Consider the following 18,606-nt stretch of genomic DNA (forward strand, 5'->3'; position numbering starts at 1 on the left):
GCTGATCGCCTGCCGAGGAGAAAGAAATGGCCTACGATTTTGACCTTTATGTGATTGGTGCCGGTTCCGGCGGTGTGCGGGCTGCGCGTTTTGCTGCCGGTTTCGGTGCGAAAGTGGCGGTGGCCGAGAGCCGTTATCTGGGTGGCACTTGCGTCAATGTCGGCTGCGTGCCGAAAAAGCTGCTGGTGTACGGCGCGCATTTCGCCGAAGACTTTGAACAGTCGTCCGGTTTCGGCTGGAGCCTGGGTGAAGCGGACTTTGATTGGGCGACCCTGATCGCCAACAAGGATCGCGAGATCAATCGACTGAACGGCATTTATCGCAATCTGCTGGTCAACAGTGGCGTGACCCTGCATGAAGCGCACGCGAAGATCGTTGGTCCCCATGAAGTGGAGGTCAACGGCGAGCGCTACACCGCGAAAAACATTCTGATCGCCACGGGTGGCTGGCCGCAGATTCCGGAAATCCCTGGGCATGAGCATGCCATCAGCTCCAATCAGGCGTTTTTCCTGAAAGAGCTTCCGAAGCGCGTCCTGGTCGTCGGTGGTGGTTACATTGCCGTCGAATTTGCCGGGATCTTCCATGGTCTGGGTGCGGATACCACGTTGCTGTATCGCGGTGATCTGTTCCTGCGCGGCTTCGACGGTTCGGTGCGCAAACATCTGCAGGAAGAGCTGATCAAGCGCGGCATGAATCTGCAGTTCAATGCCGATATCGAGCGGATCGACAAGCAACCAGATGGCAGCCTGAAAGCGACCCTCAAGGATGGTCGCGTGCTGGAAGCAGATTGCGTGTTCTACGCCACTGGCCGGCGCCCGATGTTGGACAATCTCGGCCTGGAGAATACCGAGGTGCAGCTGGATGAGAAGGGCTTCATCAAGGTCGACGAGCAGTACCAGACCACCGAGCCGTCGATTCTGGCGCTGGGCGATGTCATTGGTCGCGTGCAGTTGACGCCGGTGGCGCTGGCTGAAGGCATGGCGGTGGCACGCCGGCTGTTCAAGCCGGAGCAATACCGCCCAGTGGATTACAAGATGATTCCGACAGCGGTATTCAGTCTGCCGAACATCGGCACCGTCGGTTTGACCGAAGAAGAGGCGCGTGAAGCGGGTCACGATGTGGTGATCTTCGAAAGCCGCTTCCGCCCGATGAAGCTGACCCTGACCGAATGCCAGGAGCGCACGCTGATGAAGCTGGTGGTCGATGGCAAAACCGACAAGGTGCTGGGCTGTCACATGGTCGGGCCGGATGCCGGCGAGATCGTGCAGGGACTGGCAATTGCGCTGAAGGCTGGCGCCACCAAGCGTGACTTCGACGACACCATCGGGGTGCACCCGACGGCGGCCGAAGAGTTTGTCACCATGCGTACGCCGGTCGGCGCTTAATTCTTTTTCGGTTCTGCTGCGTCTGGCGCTGCCGCAACGGTGGTGGCCAGGCGCAGACTGTCTTGCGCCTTGGTCAATTCCTTCTCCAATGACTGATTGAGCTGCGACTGCTCGTCGACGCTCTGCTTGAGTGTCTGGCTGTCCAGCAGTGCCACGCGCAAGCGTTCCTGGAGGAGAGTGCGCTCGTTGTCGACGCGCGTCGCTTGCTCCAGCAGTTGATCCTGACGCTGATTGCTGTGCTTGAGCTGATCCTGCAGCAGGCTCAATTCGCGCAGCGTTCCGCGGTTTTCAGTCAGCAAACGTTCGTTGTCGCGGTGCAATTGAGTGATTTCATCCTGGCGCACCAGCGCGCTTTGTTGCGCCTGACGCAACTCCATCTGCAACTGCTGAACCTGACTTTCGTGACGGCTCTGTTCCTGTTCGCGCTGCTCCTTGACGGCATTGCGGTAGTGCTCAAGCGCATCACGAGCATGCAGGTGCTTTTCTTCCAGCGAGCGGATCTGCTCGTCTTTGTCCTGCAAGCGCAATTCGAAATCTGCCAGCGCCTGATTCAGGCCGGCATTGCGCGTCTGTTCGGTTTGCAGCATCGAGCGGGTGTCGCTCAAGGCTTCGGACTCTTTCGCTAGCGCTGCGCCCTGGATGTCGTGCTTCTTCTCCAGCTGCGCATGCTCATGGCGCAGCTGATTCAGTTCCGCTTCCAGCGCCTGGCGTTGTTGCTCGTACTGTTCGCGTGCCTGATCGATCGGCTCCTGTGCCTGTTCTTTCAGGCGTTGTGCCAGGCGTGTGACAAGCGCCAGGAGCTCGTCATCGATGGGTTCTACTGAAGGATCCGCCGGTGCGCTGCCGTCATCCAGCTCCTTCAGATAGCGATGGATTGTGGTTTTCGATCCGGTATTCCCCAGCTCGATGCGTACCGCGTCGATGCTTGGGTGTTCGCCACGGGCGAGAATCGCTGAGCGCGCGATCTGGACTACTGCTTTGTTAACGCCGCCACGGGCCATATGTGCTCCTACGATTATGTACTGTGGTACATGCCACTAAGGTACGCAGTGTACCATGCTGAAAATAAAGTTAAATGTTTCAAGATAAACGGACGGGATATACTGGTATTACCCAATGTGAAGCGCCAGAATCCGCTTTTCAATCTTCAAATCAGTACATCTGCGAGAAATCAGCCCATGAGCGATATCGATCGCTACCTGCAAGCCGCCACCCGTGACAACACCCGCCGCAGCTATCGCGCGGCCGTCGAGCATTTCGAAACGGTATGGGGTGGGTTCCTGCCCGCGACGGCTGACAGTGTCGCGCGGTATCTGGTGGCGCATGCGGGGGTGCTTTCGGTCAATACACTGAAGTTGCGCTTGTCGGCGCTCGCGCAGTGGCATAACAGTCAGGGATTCGCCGATCCGACCAAGACTCCGGTGGTGCGCAAAGTATTCAAGGGCATCCGTGCGCTGCATCCTGCGCAGGAAAAACAGGCCGAGCCATTACAGCTGCAGGACCTTGAACAGACCGTGGCCTGGCTTGAACAGGAAATGAAAGAGGCCCGAGAAAAACAGGACCGGCCATTGTTACTCAGGGCCTGCCGTGATCGAGCGCTGATTCTTCTGGGGTTCTGGCGTGGCTTTCGCAGTGATGAGTTGTGCCGGGTGCAGATCGAACACGTCCAGGCACTCGCTGGCAGTGGCATCACCCTGTACCTGCCGCGAAGTAAAGGCGACCGGGAAAACCTCGGTCAGACCTATCAGGCCCCGGCGTTGTTGAAGCTCTGTCCGGTGCAGGCCTACATCGACTGGATCACCGAAGCGGCGCTTGTACGCGGCCCGGTGTTTCGTGCCGTCGACCGTTGGGGCAATCTGAGCGAGGAGGGCTTGCACGCCAACAGTGTGATTCCGTTGCTGCGCCAGGCCCTCGAGCGAGCCGGGATCTCCGCCGAGCGCTACACCAGTCACTCATTGCGGCGCGGCTTTGCCACTTGGGCGCATCAAAGCGGTTGGGATCTCAAGTCGCTGATGAGTTACGTGGGCTGGAAGGATATGAAGTCCGCCATGCGCTATGTTGAAGCGAGCCCCTTTCACGGGATGGCCCGGATTACGGATAACCCGCTGTCGCCGTAGATATCGTTTTCTTCTATTAATACAGTCAGCTAATAGCGAAAACAAATCAGCAGCATCAGGTTTGCCAATGAGCCATCCGTCGAGTGAGTGGGTAGGATTCACCCATCGAATTCACAACCCTGACGGAGAGTCATCAATGCCTATCATCAACAGCCAAGTAAAACCGTTCAAAGCTACCGCGTTCAAAAACGGCGACTTCGTACAAGTCTCGGACGCTGACCTGAAAGGCAAATGGTCCGTAGTGTTCTTCTACCCAGCCGACTTCACCTTCGTTTGCCCAACCGAGCTGGAAGACCTGGCCGACAACTACGCTGCCTTCCAGAAGCTGGGCGTAGAAATCTACAGCGTTTCGACCGACACCCACTTTGCCCACGCTGCCTGGCACAACACTTCGCCAGCCATCGGCAAAATCGAATACACCATGATCGGCGACCCGACCCACGTCATCTCCCGCAACTTCGACGTGCTGATCGAAGAAGCTGGCCTGGCTGACCGTGGCACCTTCGTGATCAACCCTGAAGGTCAGATCAAAATCGTTGAACTGAACGATGGCGGCGTTGGCCGTGACGCTTCCGAGCTGCTGCGCAAGATCAAGGCTGCTCAGTACGTTGCTGCTCACCCAGGCGAAGTTTGCCCAGCCAAGTGGAAAGAAGGCGAAGCCACTCTGGCTCCGTCCCTGGACCTGGTCGGCAAGATCTAAGTCTGTGACACGCAATGCAGGGCGGAACTCCGCACCTACCTAAGTAAGCTGCACCGCCCAATAGAAAAGCCCGGGCGAGATTCGCTCGGGCTTTTTTTCGCCTCAAATAAAGTCAGGAGATCGCCCGTATGTTGGACGCCAATCTTAAAGCCCAGTTGAAATCGTACCTGGAACGGGTCACCCAGCCGATCGAGATCGTTGCTTCACTCGACGACGGTGCGAAATCCCGTGAAATGCTCGACCTGCTGAAAGACGTTGCCAGTCTTTCGCATCAGATTACTTTGATCGACAGCGGCGACGATGCACGCAAACCGTCGTTCTCGATCAACCGCCCAGGTGCCGACATCAGCCTGCGTTTCGCCGGCATCCCGATGGGCCATGAATTCACTTCGCTGGTGCTGGCCCTGCTGCAAGTCGGCGGCCACCCATCGAAGGCCAGTGTTGAAGTGATCGAACAGATCCGCTCGCTCAAAGGCGAGTTCAACTTCGAGACTTATTTCTCGCTGTCCTGCCAGAACTGCCCTGACGTAGTCCAGGCGCTGAACCTGATGGCCGTACTTAACCCGAACATCCGCCACGTCGCCATCGACGGCGCGCTGTTCCAGGACGAAGTCAACGATCGCAAGATCATGGCCGTGCCGAGCATTTACCTGAACGGCGAAAACTTCGGCCAGGGCCGCATGGGCCTGGAAGAAATCCTCGCCAAACTCGACACCGGTGCCATCGAGCGTCAGGCCGAGAAAATCAGCGCCAAAGAGTCTTTCGATGTACTGGTGGTCGGCGGCGGCCCGGCCGGTGCTTCGGCAGCCATCTATGCGGCACGTAAAGGCATTCGTACCGGTGTTGCGGCCGAACGCTTCGGCGGCCAGGTGCTGGACACCATGGCCATCGAGAACTTCATTTCCGTGCAGGAAACCGAGGGTCCGAAACTGGCGACCGCGCTGGAAGAACACGTCAAGCAGTACGACGTCGACATCATGAACCTGCAGCGCGCCGACAAGCTGATCCCGGGCAAGAATGGCGAGCTGCATGAAGTCCACTTCGCCAGCGGTGCGACCCTCAAGGCCAAGAGCGTGATTCTGGCGACCGGCGCGCGGTGGCGTGAAATGAACGTGCCGGGCGAGCAGGAATACCGCAACAAAGGCGTGGCGTACTGCCCGCACTGCGACGGCCCGCTGTTCAAGGGCAAGCGTGTCGCGGTCATCGGCGGCGGTAACTCCGGCGTCGAAGCGGCCATCGACCTGGCCGGTATCGTGTCCCACGTAACGCTGCTGGAATTTGATGTACAGCTGCGTGCCGACGCCGTATTGCAACGCAAGCTGCACAGCCTGCCGAACGTCACCGTGATCACCAGTGCGTTGACCACTGAAGTCACCGGCGACGGGCAGAAGGTCAACGGCCTGCGTTACAAGGATCGCAACACTGACGAGCTGCGCACGGTCGAGCTGGAAGGGATCTTCGTGCAGATCGGTCTGTTGCCTAACACCGATTGGCTCAAAGGCACCATCGAGCTGTCGCCGCGCGGCGAGATCATTGTCGACAACCGGGGTGAAACCTCGATCTCGGGCATCTTTGCTGCCGGTGACGTGACGACCGTGCCGTACAAGCAGATCGTGATTGCGGTGGGCGAGGGCGCCAAGGCCTCCCTCAGCGCTTTCGATCACCTGATCCGCACTTCGGCTCCGGCATAAATCCCGGGCCTGAAAAAGAAAAAACCCATCAGTGATGATGGGGTTTTTTCTTTGCGGGGTGCTTTCTACCCAGACTCAGCTTTACAGCGGCGCTGGCTGGATGATTTCGACCCAATAACCATCCGGATCCTTGATGAACGCCAGGCTCTTCATGCGGCCATCGGTCAGGCGCTTCTGGAAATCGCAGCCCAGCTCTTCAAAGCGTGCGCAAGCGGCAACGATATCCGGTACCGAAATGCAGATGTGGCCGAAACCGCGCGGGTCGGTGTTGCCGTTGTGATAGGCGAAGTCTGCGTCGTTTTCGGTGCCGTGGTTGTGGGTCAGTTCCAGGATGCCGGGAATCGACTTCATCCACTCGGTGCGGGCAGCGGCGTCGGTCGGGATCTGCGATTTGTCGACCAGGGCGAGGAAGTACAGGCTGAATTCGGCTTCCGGGAAGTCACGCTTTTCCACCAGCGAGAAACCCAGTACGCGGGTGTAGAAGTCCAGCGATTTGGTGATGTCCTTGACGCGCAGCATGGTGTGGTTAAACACGAAGTTGCGGGTTGCGCTGTCCGGGGTGGCGGTCACGCCAGGGAAGGTGTTCAGTTCTTGCAGGCTCATGAGCCCTCCGTAACAAATTGGGGCGAGTGAATGGGCGCAATGATACGCATGCCTGGCAGCATCGCCAAACCGAAAGCGCGGGCTTGCCCTCCAGGCGGGCGAGCCTCAGACTTTACAGCTCAATCCGCGAGTGCCTCTGGTAATGATCCGACCGTTCAAATCGCTGTTCGTTTTCCTGGGTTTTTCCCTGCTGGCGCTACCGGCCTTTGCCGAGGCGCCGAGCATCACCTGGCCGGCCGGGTGGGAAGTCGAGGCGTTACCCGAAACATCCCCGGACGTCTCCCGTCAGCGCGGGGTGAAGACTGACGCCGATGGCAATCAGGTGATGGTGATGGAGTTGACGATGACCCGTGTGGAAAGCGGTCATCAGGTCAACTTGCAGGGCGTGTTGCTGGAGATGCGCAAGTCGGTGCAGAAAGACTTTTTCCAGAGCGGTTATCAGAGTGTCTGCAACAAGGTTCACGCGAGTACGCTGGGCTCGCTTGCGGCACTTGAGACCACTTGTACCGTGACTGAAAACGGCCGTCACGTGCTGTCGCAAACATTGGTTGCAGCGGTCGAGGCGAATAAGGCTTACGTACTTTCGTATGCCGGGCAGGCGGAGGTTTATAAGGCCAGCGGCAATGACATAGTGGCTGCGCGAAACAGCTTGAAATTCTAACCGCCTGTTCGTGGTCAGCGTGATGTTAGATACCAGAACTGATTAAGCATAAAGTTATTGCTGGACAATGAGGCAACATTCAGAAGCATAGTTTCAGCGCGAAAGGGGTTTGAGACTAAACTTTCCTGCCAGAAAAGTCGTTGTATTTGTTAAGTATTGTCCAAAAAAAAGCCCTGCATATGCAGGGCTTTCATGTTTGCGAGGGATTAACTGCGCAACCAAGAGTCAACGGTGGCTGCACCGTACTGTTCCTTCCAGGCCTTCAGCCCGCGGTGGTTGCCTCCCTTGGTCTCGATCAGCTCGCCGGTGTGCGGGTTCTGATAGACCTTGACCACGCGAGCGCGGCGGGTTTTAGGTGCGGCGGTCGATTGCAGACCGGATTTCGCCGGGTTCGGATCGAGAATGGCGATGATGTCTTTCAGGCCTTTGCCGTAGGTTTTCATCAGCCCCTGGAGCTTTTCTTCGAATTCGATTTCTTTCTTGAGCCCGGCATCGTTCTTCAGCGATTCCAGCTGCTTGAGCTGTTCCTGAAGGGCCTTTTCAGCTGCACGAAATTCAGCGAGTCTGGACAATATCTTTACTCCAATAGTGTGTTTGGCTGATACCAACCGCAAACAAAGCTATAAGCCAAGAGCCTTGAAGCGACTCGGTGATAGTGGCTCACCTGCCAATCTAGCAACAGGTAAGAAAAATTGTAGTAGTTAATGCGTCAAGAGTAAATCCTGATGTTTTCTTTATGTAAAAACAGCGATGTCTTGTATCAATTTGGTGCGAACGGTCTGAGCCCGTCGGTTTTATCGCGTTTAGTTAATGGTGAGTTAATGCATCGATGAAGTCTGCGGCCGGCATCGGTTTGCCAAACAGATAGCCTTGCAGAAAGTTGACGTGATGCGCGGCCAGATAATCGGCCTGGACCTGTGTTTCCACGCCTTCGGCCACAATGCCCAGATCCAGTTTGGCGCAGAGTTCGATGATGCTGTCCAGAATGTGTCGGGACAGGGCGTCCTTATCAATCATGGCGACGAATGTCTGGTCGATCTTCAAAAAGTCGACATTGAATGTTCTCAAATAGCCCAGGCTCGAATGACCGGTGCCGAAGTCGTCGATGGCGATTTTCACATCCATGGCGCGCAATTGTGCAAATAACTGATGGGTGATGTCGGTGGGCTCGATCAGCTCGCGTTCGGTCAGCTCCAGGACCAGGCTGATGCTGCCGGGGGCAAAAGCCGCCAGAAACTCGCGGCAATCTTCCAGCAACTCGAGATCGTGGCAGTGACTGGCCGTAATGTTGATGCCGATATGAAAAGGGGCTTCGAATGAAGCAGACAGCGGCCCGAGCACCACAGCGGTCTGCTGCATCAATGAACGGGTCATCGGCACGATCAGCCCGGAGTGTTCTGCGAACGGTATGAACATATCCGGACGCACCAGGCCTTCCTTGGGATGATTCCAGCGCATCAGCACTTCGCAGCCCGACCAGCGCTCGCTGTCGCCGTAGACCACCGGTTGAAAGTAGGGAATGAACTCTCCGGCTTCCAGCGCGCGCAGCATTTCGTGACTGGGGGATGTCGCGCGGTTCTGCACGATATAGCCAATCGCCCCGGACACCGCCCCAAAGAAAATCAGCAGACTGAATAGTGGCGGGTATTCGTCGCTCATGTAGTTCCAGGTTTCATCTTCAGGGAAACCGGCTCTCACGGTGTAGGCATAGTGTGGAGAGTTCAACGTGCTCTGGGCCACCGGTAACTCAGGGAGGGGGCCTTGATGCACTTTGCCGTCGGCCGAAAGCCAGTTATTACCCACTTGCAGCAATAACAATGTCTGCCGGCCGATCAGGCGCAGGATATTGCTCAGGTGATAGCCGTCCAGCGTCGTCAGGGCGCCGCCCCGGCCATCGCTCAGTCGATACACCAGCAGCGCCGTATCAGGCGTAACCGGGTTGCCGTTCATGAGCCATAACTTGCCTTGGGTGTAGTCCCCCGGATTGACGGTTTCCTTGAAGTCGCCGAACAACGAACTGCAATAGAGGTTGTTGTCCCACACCAGATTGGTCGAACGTACGAACGGGCGGCGGGTGACCTGTTCGCGCAGGGCCAGTTTGACATCCTCGCAGGTCTGGCCCGCCAACGGCAGCAATTCCCGGGCGGATTGGGCGGTGTTGTCGAGCATCAGGTCCAACTGGCGCAAGGCCTCCTCGGCGGTTTGCCGGGAGCTCTGCTCCAGCGTGCGCTCGGCCTGCATATGCAGAATGACAGTGCCGATGATGATCGGCAGCAAACCGCACAGCAGCGTCACGATGATTCGGGTGCTGCGTTGGCGGCGGGGCCTGACGGTCAGAGGCATGGGCGCATCCTGTTGCGGTGGTGTGTGGCTCTCGACGGCAGGCGGGGCAAGGATGCACCTTCTGGAAAGCGTTGAGTCTGTGCCCATGATAGATGGCCGTTGGCGCTTGCGCCGCTCAGCGGTAATCCAGTGCAGTCGCCAGTTTGATGAAAGCCAGAGTGGCGGGTGATGACTGACGCTGGTCCAGCACGGCCAGGCCGATGTGCCTCGCCACGGGGGGCGACAGTGGCCTTTTCACGTATTGCGGATCTGGCTCGTTGGGTAGCGAACCTTCGGCAACGATGGTGATGGCGTCGCCCCGGCTCACGGTATCGAGGGTACTCAGCAGTTGCGAGCAGCGGTATCGGATATTCGGGCTTAGCCTTGCCGCGTTGAACAGTCGCGATACCAGCTCCGAAGAGCCTGCTTCGGTGAGTACGAACGGGTCGCTGCAAAGGTCTTTCAGGCTCAGTTGCGCCCGCGTGGCCAGAGGATGGTCGAGCCGGAGCAGGGCGACCATCTGGTCCTCCATCAGGGCAAACGTATCGAAGCGTTCTTCGGGCAATACCACGAAACCTATATCGATCCGTCGCTCGTCAAGCCACTGGAGTACCTGGCGGTCCGGACCCTCGTCGATGTGAACCTCGATGCCCGGGTGCGCTTGCCGAAAATGCCGGAGAATCCGCGGCAACAACCTGATCGATGAGGTCGGGCCGAACGAGCCGATACGCAAGGTGCCGCTTTTCAGCCCGCGTGCATCGGCGGCTTCCTGGCGCAATGTGTTGGCCAGCCCGAGCATCGCCCGTGCGCGCAGCAGCAATTGCTCGCCAATATCGCTGAGTTCGACTTGCGATTGATGCCGGCGAAACAATTCGACACCCAGTTCCTGCTCCAGTGACTTCAAAGCATGGGACACCGCCGACTGGGAAATCCCCAGACGATGGGCCGCGAGGGTGAAGCCGCGTAGCTCGGCCACCAGAGAGAAAATTTCGAGCTGGGTCAAAGTCATGAGTAAAAGCTCATTTTACGATGATCGAGAATTATTCGAATGATACGGCATCCGTCAGTTTCGTCGTCGAGAGCGTTATGAATAGTCATGAATCAATCCATCCGGTGGCCTCGGACATGCCCGTCTATCTGAACCTCGCCATGGTCAGCATGATCTGGGGCGGGACCTGGGTGGCCGGGCGATTTCTCGCCGGCAGCCTGAGTCCGATCCTCGCTGCCAGCCTTCGGTTCTTGCTGGCCAGCGTCGCGTTGCTCTGTTTTCTATGGCTGGCGCGGATTCCCTTCGCACGCCCGAATCCCGGGCAATGGCTGCAACTGGCATTGCTGGGGTTCTTCGGGATTTTCTTCTACAACCTTTGCTTCTTTTACGGCCTGCAATACATCAATGCGTCGCGGGCCTCGCTGATCGTTGCGTTGAATCCGGCGGTGATCGGCCTGGCATCCTGGCTGCTGCTCAAGGAGCGTCTGAGTCGACTGAAAATCATCGGGATCCTGATCTGCATCGGCGGCGCCGGTGTGGTGATCGTGAGTCGTAATCCGCAACTGCTGGCTGCGACACCAGACGCCTGGATCGGCGATCTGCTGATTCTCGGCTGCGTGTTGAGCTGGGGTATTTACTCGCTGTTTTCCCGCAGCCTCAATCAGAGCATCGGCCCGTTGCAGACGGTGGCCTTTTCGATTCTGCTCGGCACGCTGATGCTCTGGGCGCTGGCTGCCGTTCGCGGCGAAGTGAGCGGGGCGGCGGTGGCCAATCTCGGGATGACGCAATGGCTGAGTCTGATCTATCTCGGGGGCTTGGGTTCGGCGCTGGCGTACATCGGTTACTACGACGGCATCCGCAAAATCGGTGCGACCCGCTCCGGCGTGTTCATTGCGCTTAACCCGCTGACCGCCGTGCTGGCTGGCGCCATCCTGCTGGGCGAGCAACTGACAATACCCATGAGTCTGGGCGGTGCGCTGATTCTGGCGGGCATCTGGCTATGCAACAAACCCCTTGCACCGGCCCGAAAAAAGCGGATTTTATAGAGAGGGCAGACAACCCTGATTACGCTGTGTAGAATCCGGTTACGCATACAATAATAATCGTCTTCTGGCAGCAGAAGCCTCGCCCGCAAGAGCCTTGGGTCGACAATGAAGATATTCGGGTTTCAACTGATCTACGGTGACTTCCTCGCCCGCAGTGTGCGTGGCATCTCCTGTGCGCCACCCACCGGCCTCAGCATTACTGACAAATAACTCTGGTTAATTGATAAGAATGATGAGGCGCCAACCATGGCAGATTTATACGAAAACCCAATGGGCCTGATGGGCTTCGAGTTCATCGAGTTCGCATCGCCGACACCTGGCACCCTGGAGCCGATCTTCGAGATCATGGGCTTCACCAAGGTCGCGACCCACCGTTCCAAGAACGTGCACCTGTACCGCCAGGGCGCGATCAACCTGATCCTCAACAACGAACCCCACAGCGTTGCTTCATACTTCGCCGCCGAGCACGGCCCGTCCGTTTGCGGCATGGCGTTCCGGGTCAAGGACTCGCAGAAGGCCTACAAACGTGCGCTGGAACTCGGTGCTCAGCCAATCCACATCGAAACGGGCCCGATGGAGCTGAACCTCCCGGCGATCAAAGGCATTGGCGGCGCGCCGCTGTACCTGATCGACCGTTTCGGCGAAGGCAGCTCGATTTATGACATCGACTTCGTGTTCCTGGAAGGCGTTGACCGCAACCCGGTCGGTGCCGGCCTGAAGATCATCGACCACCTGACCCACAACGTGTATCGCGGCCGCATGGCCTACTGGGCGAACTTCTACGAGAAACTGTTCAACTTCCGCGAGATCCGTTACTTCGACATCAAGGGCGAATACACCGGTTTGACCTCGAAAGCGATGACCGCGCCGGATGGCATGATCCGCATCCCGCTCAACGAAGAATCGTCGAAGGGCGCCGGGCAGATCGAAGAATTCCTGATGCAGTTCAACGGCGAAGGCATCCAGCACGTGGCGTTCCTCACTGACGACCTGGTCAAGACCTGGGATCAGTTGAAGAAGATCGGCATGCGCTTCATGACTGCGCCGCCGGACACCTACTACGAAATGCTCGAAGGCCGCCTGCCGAACCATGGCGAGCCGGTCGATCAACTGCAATCGCGCGGCATCCTGCTTGATGGCGCGTCGGACAAAGACGACAAGCGTCTGCTGTTGCAGATCTTCTCGGAAACCCTGATGGGCCCGGTGTTCTTCGAATTCATCCAGCGTAAAGGCGATGATGGTTTCGGCGAAGGCAACTTCAAGGCATTGTTCGAATCGATCGAGCGTGACCAGGTGCGTCGTGGTGTACTCGCTACCGAGTAATCCGCATCAAATGTAAAAAAGCCCGGCCTGCAATTGCAGGCCGGGCTTTTTATTGCGCGTCTTACGGGCGCCGCTGGCGCATCAGATGCTTGAACCCTTCAAACACCAGCACTACCACCGCGAGCCAGATCGGGATGTAGGTCAGCCACTCTCCGGGTTTGATACTCTCGCCGAGCAGCAGCGCCACACCGAGCAGCAACACCGGCTCCACGTAACTCAACAAGCCGAACAGGCTGAATGGCAGCAAGCGGCTGGCGATGATGTACACCACCAGCGCCGACGCGCTGATCAGACCGAGCAGCGGAATCAGCCACGCCAGCGCCGGGTACTGATCGAAGACGCCGAAACCCTGTTCACCACCGCGCACAAACCAGTACGCCGCCGGCAGCATCAGGGTCATGTCGACCCACAAGCCGCCGAGGTTGTCGGTCTTGAGGTATTTGCGCAGCACGAAATACAACGGGTAACCGACGACCACCACCAGCGTCGCCCAGGAAAACCCGCCGACCTGATACAGCTCGTTCAACACGCCGAGGCTGGCAAAGAACACCGCGATTTTTTGCAGGTACGACAGGCTTTCGCCATAAGCGATGCGTCCCGTCAGCACCATCGCCAGCGGCAACAGAAAGTAGCCCAGCGACACATCGAGGCTGTAGCCATTGAGCGGCGCCCACATGAACAGCCACAACTGCACGCCCAGCAACGCAGACGACAGGATCAGGCCACCGATCAGCTTCGGCAGCGCAGGGATTCGGCGCAGCAGCTCCAGCACCCGCCGCCATTCGCCGGACAACAACATGAACAGGGTCATGCAGGGCACGGTCAGCAGCATCCGCCAACCGTAGATTTCCACGCCGCTCAACGGGGTGAGCAACGAGGTGTAGTAATACATGACGGCAAACAGCGTCGAAGCTGTTACCGAGAGAGCGATACCTTTAGACAAACTGTCCTCGCGGGGGTGATGGTCAAACGGGGCGCGCAGGATACGTGTTTTTTGTGCTGAATATTGGCCGAGTGATCAATATTTCCAACATTCGACACAGGTCCCCTGAGAACAGAGACCTGTGTCGAAGCGTAGGTGCTTAAGCCAGCCGCGGTTTCCGGCCCGACACAAAATGGCTCACATCATTAAACCCCGGCGTAGACGCATGCCCCGGCGTCACCAGCGAATCGATAAACGCCTCATCCTCCGCTGTAATCTTCACCGCCTGCGCCTTGGTGTAGGCATCCCACTGTTCTTCAGTACGCGGCCCGACAATCGCCGACGTCACCGCGCCGTTGTTCAGCACCCAGGCAATCGCAAACTCGACAATCCCGACTCCGCGCTCTTTTGTGTATTGCTGAATCTGCTGGGCAATGCGCAGCGACTCTACTCGCCATTCCGTCTCCAGAATCCGCTTGTCCTGACGCCCGGCACGGCTGTTGGCGTCCGGGGTTACGTCCGGCGCGTATTTGCCGCTGAGCACACCACGGGCCAGCGGGCTGTAAGGCACCACGCCGAGGCCGTAAGTCTGGGCGGCGGTGATCTGTTCGGTTTCGGCCTGACGGTTGACGATGTTGTACAGCGGTTGGCTGATCACCGGGCGATCAACGCCGAGTTTGTCCGCCACGCGAATCACCTCGGCGATCCGCCAGCCACGATAGTTCGACAGGCCCCAATAACGGATCTTGCCCTGGCGAATCAGATCGCCAATCGCCGAGATCGTGACTTCCAACGGGGTGTTGTGGTCTTCGCGGTGCAGGTAATAGATGTCGAGGTAGTCGGTGCCGAGCCGGGTCAGGCTGGCCTCCAGACCATTGAAAATGTGCTTGCGGCTCAGACCGCTGCGATTCGGCACGCCGTCCACCGGGCCGAAGCCGACCTTGGTCGCCAGCACCCATTCATGCCGATGACGGGCGATGGCCTCGCCGACGATCTCTTCCGAGCGGCCGTTGGTGTAGACGTCCGCCGTGTCGATGAAATTGATGCCCTGATCCCAGGCCTTGTCGATGATACGCAGCGAGTCCTCCGCGCTGGTCTGCTCGCCGAACATCATCGTGCCGAGGGTGAGGGTGGACACCTGCAACCCCGAATGACCCAGTGTGCGATAGCTCATGCCGAAATCCTTTTGTCGGTGGGAAAGCCTCCATCAAATACCAGAAGCATCCGGCGCGGCAAAGTGAATTTATCGGCGCAATGCCTCGCAACGTTCGCGCAAAAATGCCTGCAACACCTTGACCCGTTCCGACACCTGCACCCGGTGCGGGCACAGCAGATTGAACGGCACACTCTCGCCGTACCAGTCATCGAACAGCGTCAGCAGCCGTCCGGCACGTACGTCCTCGGCCACGTCGAGCCAGGCCTTGTAGGCGATGCCGTGCCCGGCGAGTGCCCAGCGGCGGGCGACTTCGCCGTCGTCGCTGAGGTAGTCGCCGCGTACTTCAATCTCGACCGTTTCGTCCTCGCGATGGAAGCGCCAGGTGTTGTAAGGCCGACCGTTGCGCAGGTAGAGCAGGGCGCTGTGTTCGCTCAATTCGGCGGGGTTTTGCGGTGTGCCGTGACGCTCCAGATACGCAGGGCTGGCGCAGGCCATACGCCGATGCTCAGGCAGAATCGGCAACGCCACCAGCGTCGAATCACTCGGCACACCAAAGCGCAGCGCGACGTCCACCGTCTCGCGAAACAGATCTGCATGCCGGTCGTTCAGCAACAATTGCAGCTGAATGTGCGGGTGCTCGCGTTTGAAATCGTCCAGCCACGGCAGCAACACATTGCGCCCGAAGTCCGACGGCGCCGCCAGTTGCAGCACGCCGCTCAGGCCTTCGGTCTGCTGCTTCAGGGCCTGCTCGCCCTCGGCCAGCGTGGCCAGCGCCAGACGCACACTTTCCAGATAGCGCCGGCCTTCTTCGGTCAGGCGCATGCTGCGGGTCGAGCGGGCGAACAGGCGGATGCCGAGGCGGGTTTCCAGGCGTTTCAATGCGATGCTGGCGGCGGCCGGCGTCAGCTCCAGCGCCCTGGCGGCGGCGGAAATGCTGCCGGAGTCGGCGGTGCGGACGAAGATTTCCAGATCGAGGATCGAGCTCATTGGTAAAAATCCTTTAAAGATCCTTCCGATTTACCGGGATTTTTCTTCGATTGGCAACCGGAGAAGATGCAATCTCCTTAAGCCTACCGGAGAACTCTCATGAAACCACTCGACAACCAGACTGTTGTGGTCATCGGCGGCAGCAGCGGCATTGGCGCCGCTGTCGCGTCGAACGCTGCTGAACGTGGCGCCCGTGTTTATTCGGTCGGCCGCCGTGTCGCAACCTCCGAAACCCATGACGGTGTCCGTCATGAAACTGCCGATGTCACTGATGACGCCTCGCTGCGTCAACTGTTCGAAAGCATCGGCGCCTTTGATCATCTGGTGATTACCGCAGGGCCGAGCGTCAGCGCCAAGCCGCTGGCCGACAGCGATCTGCTCCAGGCTCAACAGGCGTTCGACGTGAAATTCTGGGGCACCTTGCGCGCCATTCAAGCGGCGCTGCCGTACCTGAGCGAGCGGGGTAGCATCACCCTGACGTCGGGGTTGCTTTCGCGCAAATTCGTCGCCGGGCAATTCATCAAAACCACCCTGAACGCGGCACTTGAATCCCTTGCCAAACAACTGGCCAAGGAGCTGGCGCCGCGTCGGGTCAACGTGATCAGCCCCGGCGTGACCGACACCGAAGCTTACGCCGGCATGGACGAAAGCCATCGCAGCGCGATGTTCGCCCGCACCTCGGCCGCTCTTCCGGTGGGCCGGGTCGGAACGCCGCAGGATCTGGCCGCCGCATTTATGCTGGTCATGGAAAACGGCTTCATCAGCGGCAGCATCATCGACGTCGACGGAGGTGGATTGTTATGACCTGGCACTTCGATCACCTGGCGTTCAATGCGCCGGACGGGCAACCGATTCAGGACGCTTTCAATTCCTTATTGGGACTGACGCCGGGGCGACGGCCGCCGTTTCCGTTTCCTGGGCGGTGGTTGTATCAGGACGGGGAGGCGCTGGTGCATGTGATTGAGCAGCCCGCGCTGGATGAGGCGGCGTTGAGTCATATTGCGTTTCGCACCGATGAAGATGCGGCGGTGGTTTTGAAACGGGTGCAGAGCAGTGGGTTGCCGTATCAGGTGGCGCAGGTGCCGGAGGACGGGATCTGGCAGATTTTTGTGCAAATGCCGGGGGGATTGGTGCTGGAGCTGGATGCGACAGCGGGGGATTTTGTGAGTGTTTAATCGTGGCGTTTACGATCTTGGGGCGCCAATAAAAAACGGCCCGAAGTGGGCCGTTTTTGTGTGCCTGCCGATAATCAGGCCCGCAACGTCCGCGTCATCCGCAACGCCAACAGACTCCCGCCAACGATCACACCCGACAGCAGATACAGCGCCGCATCAGTCGAGCCGGTGCTGTCCTTGACCCAACCCACCAGATAAGGACTGAGGAATCCAGCCATCTGCCCCATCGAGTTGATCAACGCCAGACCACCTGCCGCCGCACCTGCGCTCAGCATGGCAGTCGGCACCGGCCAGAACATCGGCAGACCGGTCAGCGCGCCCATGGTCGCGATGGTCAGACCAAGGATCGCAATCGGCGGGTTGGCCGCGAAGTTCACCGCGATCAGCAGGCCGATCGCACCCATCAGCATCGGCACCACCAAGTGCCAGCGACGTTCTTTGCGCAAGTCCGCCGAGCGACCGACCACCAGCATGAACACCGCCGCCAGCAGATACGGAATCGCGCTCAACCAGCCGATCACCAGGTTGTCGCTGAAACCGAGGTTCTTGATGATCGACGGCAGCCAGAAGTTGATCGCGTACACGCCGCTCTGAATGCAGAAGTAGATCAGGCCGAAGGCCCAGATCGCCGGGTTCTTGAACACGGCGATCAGCGAATCGGAGGTGGTTTTCGGTTTGTTCGCCAGGTCTTCGGCCTGATCCGCTTCCAGCACCGAACGCTCGTGCGGGGTCAGCCATTTGGCAGCGGCAAAGTTGTCGCTAAGCAGGAAGTAGGCGAGTGCGCCGAGGATTACAGTCGGAATGCCTTGCAGCAGGAACATCCACTGCCAACCGGCCAGACCACCCTGGCCCGCAGCGAAGTGATTGAGGATCCAGCCGGAAAACGGGCTGCCGAGCAGACCAGATACCGGAATCGCCGACATGAACAGCGCCATGATCCGGCCACGGCGGAAGGTCGGGAACCACTGCGAGAGGTAGAGCACAACGCCAGGGAAGAACCCGGCCTCGGCCGCGCCGGTGAACAGGCGCAGGGTGTAGAACTGGGTCGGTGTAGTGACGAACAGCAGGCAGGTCGATAACGTGCCCCAAGTGATCATCATCAGCGCGATCCAGCGCCGTGGGCCGAATTTGGTCAGCGCCAGGTTGCTCGGTACGCCGCACAGCACGTAGCCGATGAAGAAGATACCGGCACCAAGGCCGTACACGGTTTCGCTGAATTTCAGCGCGTCGAGCATCTGCAGTTTGGCGAATCCAACGTTGACCCGGTCGAGGTAGTTGAACAGGTAGCAGATGAAGATGAAGGGGATCAAACGCAGGGTAATGCGCTTGTAGACGGCATTTTTATCGTCAGCGATGGTCTGGGCGGCAGCGGCGCTCTGCGACATGGCGGCTCTCTCTTTATTATGATTTTTTGCGATGCAAAGGGTAACGTTGATCGCCCTGAGAGTCTCGGCCACCTTTGGCCGGATTGTCTTTGTGCCTGAGCACAGGGTTTGCCGGCAGACCCTGTGCGGGTGAACAACCGTCCGC

Annotated in this window: 18 protein-coding genes; 9 read left to right on the plus strand and 9 right to left on the minus strand. The window is 58.7% G+C overall.

The genetic code is table 11. From position 1 onward, the window contains the following. The first annotated feature begins 26 nt into the window (after positions 1 to 26). Positions 27 to 1,385: a glutathione-disulfide reductase gene (gene gorA, locus NH234_RS14435; protein ID WP_085730804.1), complete on the plus strand. Its 1,359-nt coding sequence runs from the start codon at positions 27 to 29 to the stop codon at positions 1,383 to 1,385. Here gorA and NH234_RS14440 read toward each other — a convergent pair. Further along, on the minus strand, positions 1,382 to 2,386 hold the full coding sequence (locus NH234_RS14440) for a DNA-binding protein (RefSeq protein ID WP_367253150.1): 1,005 nt from the start codon (positions 2,384 to 2,386) through the stop codon (positions 1,382 to 1,384). The two genes, gorA and NH234_RS14440, sit on opposite strands and share 4 nt — an antisense overlap. Before the next feature lie 177 nt (positions 2,387 to 2,563). On the opposite strand from NH234_RS14440, the gene NH234_RS14445 reads away from it, so the two are divergent. From NH234_RS14445 to ahpF, 3 genes are all read left to right on the plus strand, one after another. Continuing rightward, positions 2,564 to 3,502, plus strand: a complete 939-nt coding sequence (locus NH234_RS14445; protein WP_139831701.1) for a site-specific integrase — start codon at positions 2,564 to 2,566, stop codon at positions 3,500 to 3,502. 136 nt (positions 3,503 to 3,638) lie between these two features. Then, positions 3,639 to 4,202 carry an alkyl hydroperoxide reductase subunit C gene (gene ahpC / locus NH234_RS14450; RefSeq protein WP_003224621.1) on the plus strand — a complete coding sequence of 188 codons (564 nt, stop codon included), beginning with the start codon at positions 3,639 to 3,641 and terminating at the stop codon, positions 4,200 to 4,202. 128 nt (positions 4,203 to 4,330) lie between these two features. Continuing rightward, positions 4,331 to 5,893, plus strand: a complete 1,563-nt coding sequence (gene ahpF, locus NH234_RS14455; RefSeq protein WP_367253152.1) for an alkyl hydroperoxide reductase subunit F — start codon at positions 4,331 to 4,333, stop codon at positions 5,891 to 5,893. Positions 5,894 to 5,974: 81 nt separating this feature from the next. Here the strand turns inward: ahpF and gloA are convergent, their stop codons facing one another. Beyond that, positions 5,975 to 6,496 carry a lactoylglutathione lyase gene (gene gloA, locus NH234_RS14460; RefSeq protein WP_085730808.1) on the minus strand — a complete coding sequence of 174 codons (522 nt, stop codon included), beginning with the start codon at positions 6,494 to 6,496 and terminating at the stop codon, positions 5,975 to 5,977. A 142-nt stretch (positions 6,497 to 6,638) separates the two neighbouring features. Between gloA and NH234_RS14465 the strand changes: the two genes are divergently transcribed. After that, on the plus strand, positions 6,639 to 7,157 hold the full coding sequence (locus NH234_RS14465; RefSeq protein ID WP_085730809.1) for a DUF4946 domain-containing protein: 519 nt from the start codon (positions 6,639 to 6,641) through the stop codon (positions 7,155 to 7,157). A 206-nt stretch (positions 7,158 to 7,363) separates the two neighbouring features. Here the strand turns inward: NH234_RS14465 and NH234_RS14470 are convergent, their stop codons facing one another. The 3 genes from NH234_RS14470 to NH234_RS14480 all read right to left on the minus strand — a co-directional run bounded on the left by NH234_RS14470 (position 7,364) and on the right by NH234_RS14480 (position 10,488). Continuing rightward, positions 7,364 to 7,729, minus strand: coding sequence for a histone-like nucleoid-structuring protein, MvaT/MvaU family (locus tag NH234_RS14470; RefSeq protein WP_085696023.1), 366 nt, complete (start codon positions 7,727 to 7,729; stop codon positions 7,364 to 7,366). Between the two features lie 235 nt (positions 7,730 to 7,964). Beyond that, a complete protein-coding gene (locus tag NH234_RS14475; protein WP_282317606.1) occupies positions 7,965 to 9,500 on the minus strand; it encodes an EAL domain-containing protein in 1,536 nt (511 codons plus the stop codon). Positions 9,501 to 9,615: 115 nt separating this feature from the next. Continuing rightward, the gene (locus tag NH234_RS14480) at positions 9,616 to 10,488 is read right to left on the minus strand and encodes a LysR family transcriptional regulator (RefSeq protein WP_085730811.1); all 873 of its coding nucleotides are present in this window, start codon (positions 10,486 to 10,488) and stop codon (positions 9,616 to 9,618) included. Positions 10,489 to 10,565: 77 nt separating this feature from the next. Between NH234_RS14480 and NH234_RS14485 the strand changes: the two genes are divergently transcribed. Both NH234_RS14485 and hppD read left to right on the plus strand, forming a co-directional pair. After that, positions 10,566 to 11,513, plus strand: a complete 948-nt coding sequence (locus tag NH234_RS14485) for a DMT family transporter (protein WP_367253155.1) — start codon at positions 10,566 to 10,568, stop codon at positions 11,511 to 11,513. A gap of 246 nt (positions 11,514 to 11,759) precedes the next feature. Next, positions 11,760 to 12,836, plus strand: a complete 1,077-nt coding sequence (hppD, locus tag NH234_RS14490; protein ID WP_085730812.1) for a 4-hydroxyphenylpyruvate dioxygenase — start codon at positions 11,760 to 11,762, stop codon at positions 12,834 to 12,836. Between the two features lie 61 nt (positions 12,837 to 12,897). On the opposite strand, the gene rarD is transcribed toward hppD, so the two are convergent. The 3 genes from rarD to NH234_RS14505 form a co-directional block, all read right to left on the minus strand. Next, positions 12,898 to 13,779, minus strand: coding sequence for an EamA family transporter RarD (gene rarD, locus NH234_RS14495; RefSeq protein ID WP_367253157.1), 882 nt, complete (start codon positions 13,777 to 13,779; stop codon positions 12,898 to 12,900). 139 nt (positions 13,780 to 13,918) lie between these two features. Further along, the gene (locus NH234_RS14500; protein WP_367253158.1) at positions 13,919 to 14,932 is read right to left on the minus strand and encodes an aldo/keto reductase; all 1,014 of its coding nucleotides are present in this window, start codon (positions 14,930 to 14,932) and stop codon (positions 13,919 to 13,921) included. Between the two features lie 69 nt (positions 14,933 to 15,001). Then, positions 15,002 to 15,901 carry a LysR family transcriptional regulator gene (locus NH234_RS14505; RefSeq protein ID WP_367253160.1) on the minus strand — a complete coding sequence of 300 codons (900 nt, stop codon included), beginning with the start codon at positions 15,899 to 15,901 and terminating at the stop codon, positions 15,002 to 15,004. Positions 15,902 to 16,000: 99 nt separating this feature from the next. Between NH234_RS14505 and NH234_RS14510 the strand changes: the two genes are divergently transcribed. Both NH234_RS14510 and NH234_RS14515 read left to right on the plus strand, forming a co-directional pair. Continuing rightward, on the plus strand, positions 16,001 to 16,705 hold the full coding sequence (locus tag NH234_RS14510; protein WP_085730816.1) for an SDR family oxidoreductase: 705 nt from the start codon (positions 16,001 to 16,003) through the stop codon (positions 16,703 to 16,705). Further along, positions 16,702 to 17,076, plus strand: a complete 375-nt coding sequence (locus tag NH234_RS14515; RefSeq protein ID WP_085730817.1) for a hypothetical protein — start codon at positions 16,702 to 16,704, stop codon at positions 17,074 to 17,076. Before NH234_RS14510 ends, NH234_RS14515 begins: the two co-directional genes overlap by 4 nt. Before the next feature lie 74 nt (positions 17,077 to 17,150). On the opposite strand, the gene NH234_RS14520 is transcribed toward NH234_RS14515, so the two are convergent. Beyond that, positions 17,151 to 18,461, minus strand: a complete 1,311-nt coding sequence (locus NH234_RS14520) for an MFS transporter (RefSeq protein WP_367253162.1) — start codon at positions 18,459 to 18,461, stop codon at positions 17,151 to 17,153. Positions 18,462 to 18,606 lie beyond the last annotated feature (145 nt).

This window comes from Pseudomonas sp. stari2, assembly GCF_040760005.1.
In the GTDB taxonomy this organism is placed as follows: Bacteria; Pseudomonadota; Gammaproteobacteria; order Pseudomonadales; family Pseudomonadaceae; genus Aquipseudomonas.

Coding starts and splice junctions, on each gene's coding strand:
- gorA (WP_085730804.1), top strand. CDS start 27: ATGGCCTACGATTTTGACCTTTATGTGATTGGTGCCGGTTCCGGCGGT.
- NH234_RS14440 (WP_367253150.1), bottom strand. CDS start 2,386: ATGGCCCGTGGCGGCGTTAACAAAGCAGTAGTCCAGATCGCGCGCTCA.
- NH234_RS14445 (WP_139831701.1), top strand. CDS start 2,564: ATGAGCGATATCGATCGCTACCTGCAAGCCGCCACCCGTGACAACACC.
- ahpC (WP_003224621.1), top strand. CDS start 3,639: ATGCCTATCATCAACAGCCAAGTAAAACCGTTCAAAGCTACCGCGTTC.
- ahpF (WP_367253152.1), top strand. CDS start 4,331: ATGTTGGACGCCAATCTTAAAGCCCAGTTGAAATCGTACCTGGAACGG.
- gloA (WP_085730808.1), bottom strand. CDS start 6,496: ATGAGCCTGCAAGAACTGAACACCTTCCCTGGCGTGACCGCCACCCCG.
- NH234_RS14465 (WP_085730809.1), top strand. CDS start 6,639: ATGATCCGACCGTTCAAATCGCTGTTCGTTTTCCTGGGTTTTTCCCTG.
- NH234_RS14475 (WP_282317606.1), bottom strand. CDS start 9,500: ATGCCTCTGACCGTCAGGCCCCGCCGCCAACGCAGCACCCGAATCATC.
- NH234_RS14480 (WP_085730811.1), bottom strand. CDS start 10,488: ATGACTTTGACCCAGCTCGAAATTTTCTCTCTGGTGGCCGAGCTACGC.
- NH234_RS14485 (WP_367253155.1), top strand. CDS start 10,566: ATGAATAGTCATGAATCAATCCATCCGGTGGCCTCGGACATGCCCGTC.
- hppD (WP_085730812.1), top strand. CDS start 11,760: ATGGCAGATTTATACGAAAACCCAATGGGCCTGATGGGCTTCGAGTTC.
- NH234_RS14500 (WP_367253158.1), bottom strand. CDS start 14,932: ATGAGCTATCGCACACTGGGTCATTCGGGGTTGCAGGTGTCCACCCTC.
- NH234_RS14505 (WP_367253160.1), bottom strand. CDS start 15,901: ATGAGCTCGATCCTCGATCTGGAAATCTTCGTCCGCACCGCCGACTCC.
- NH234_RS14510 (WP_085730816.1), top strand. CDS start 16,001: ATGAAACCACTCGACAACCAGACTGTTGTGGTCATCGGCGGCAGCAGC.
- NH234_RS14515 (WP_085730817.1), top strand. CDS start 16,702: ATGACCTGGCACTTCGATCACCTGGCGTTCAATGCGCCGGACGGGCAA.
- NH234_RS14520 (WP_367253162.1), bottom strand. CDS start 18,461: ATGTCGCAGAGCGCCGCTGCCGCCCAGACCATCGCTGACGATAAAAAT.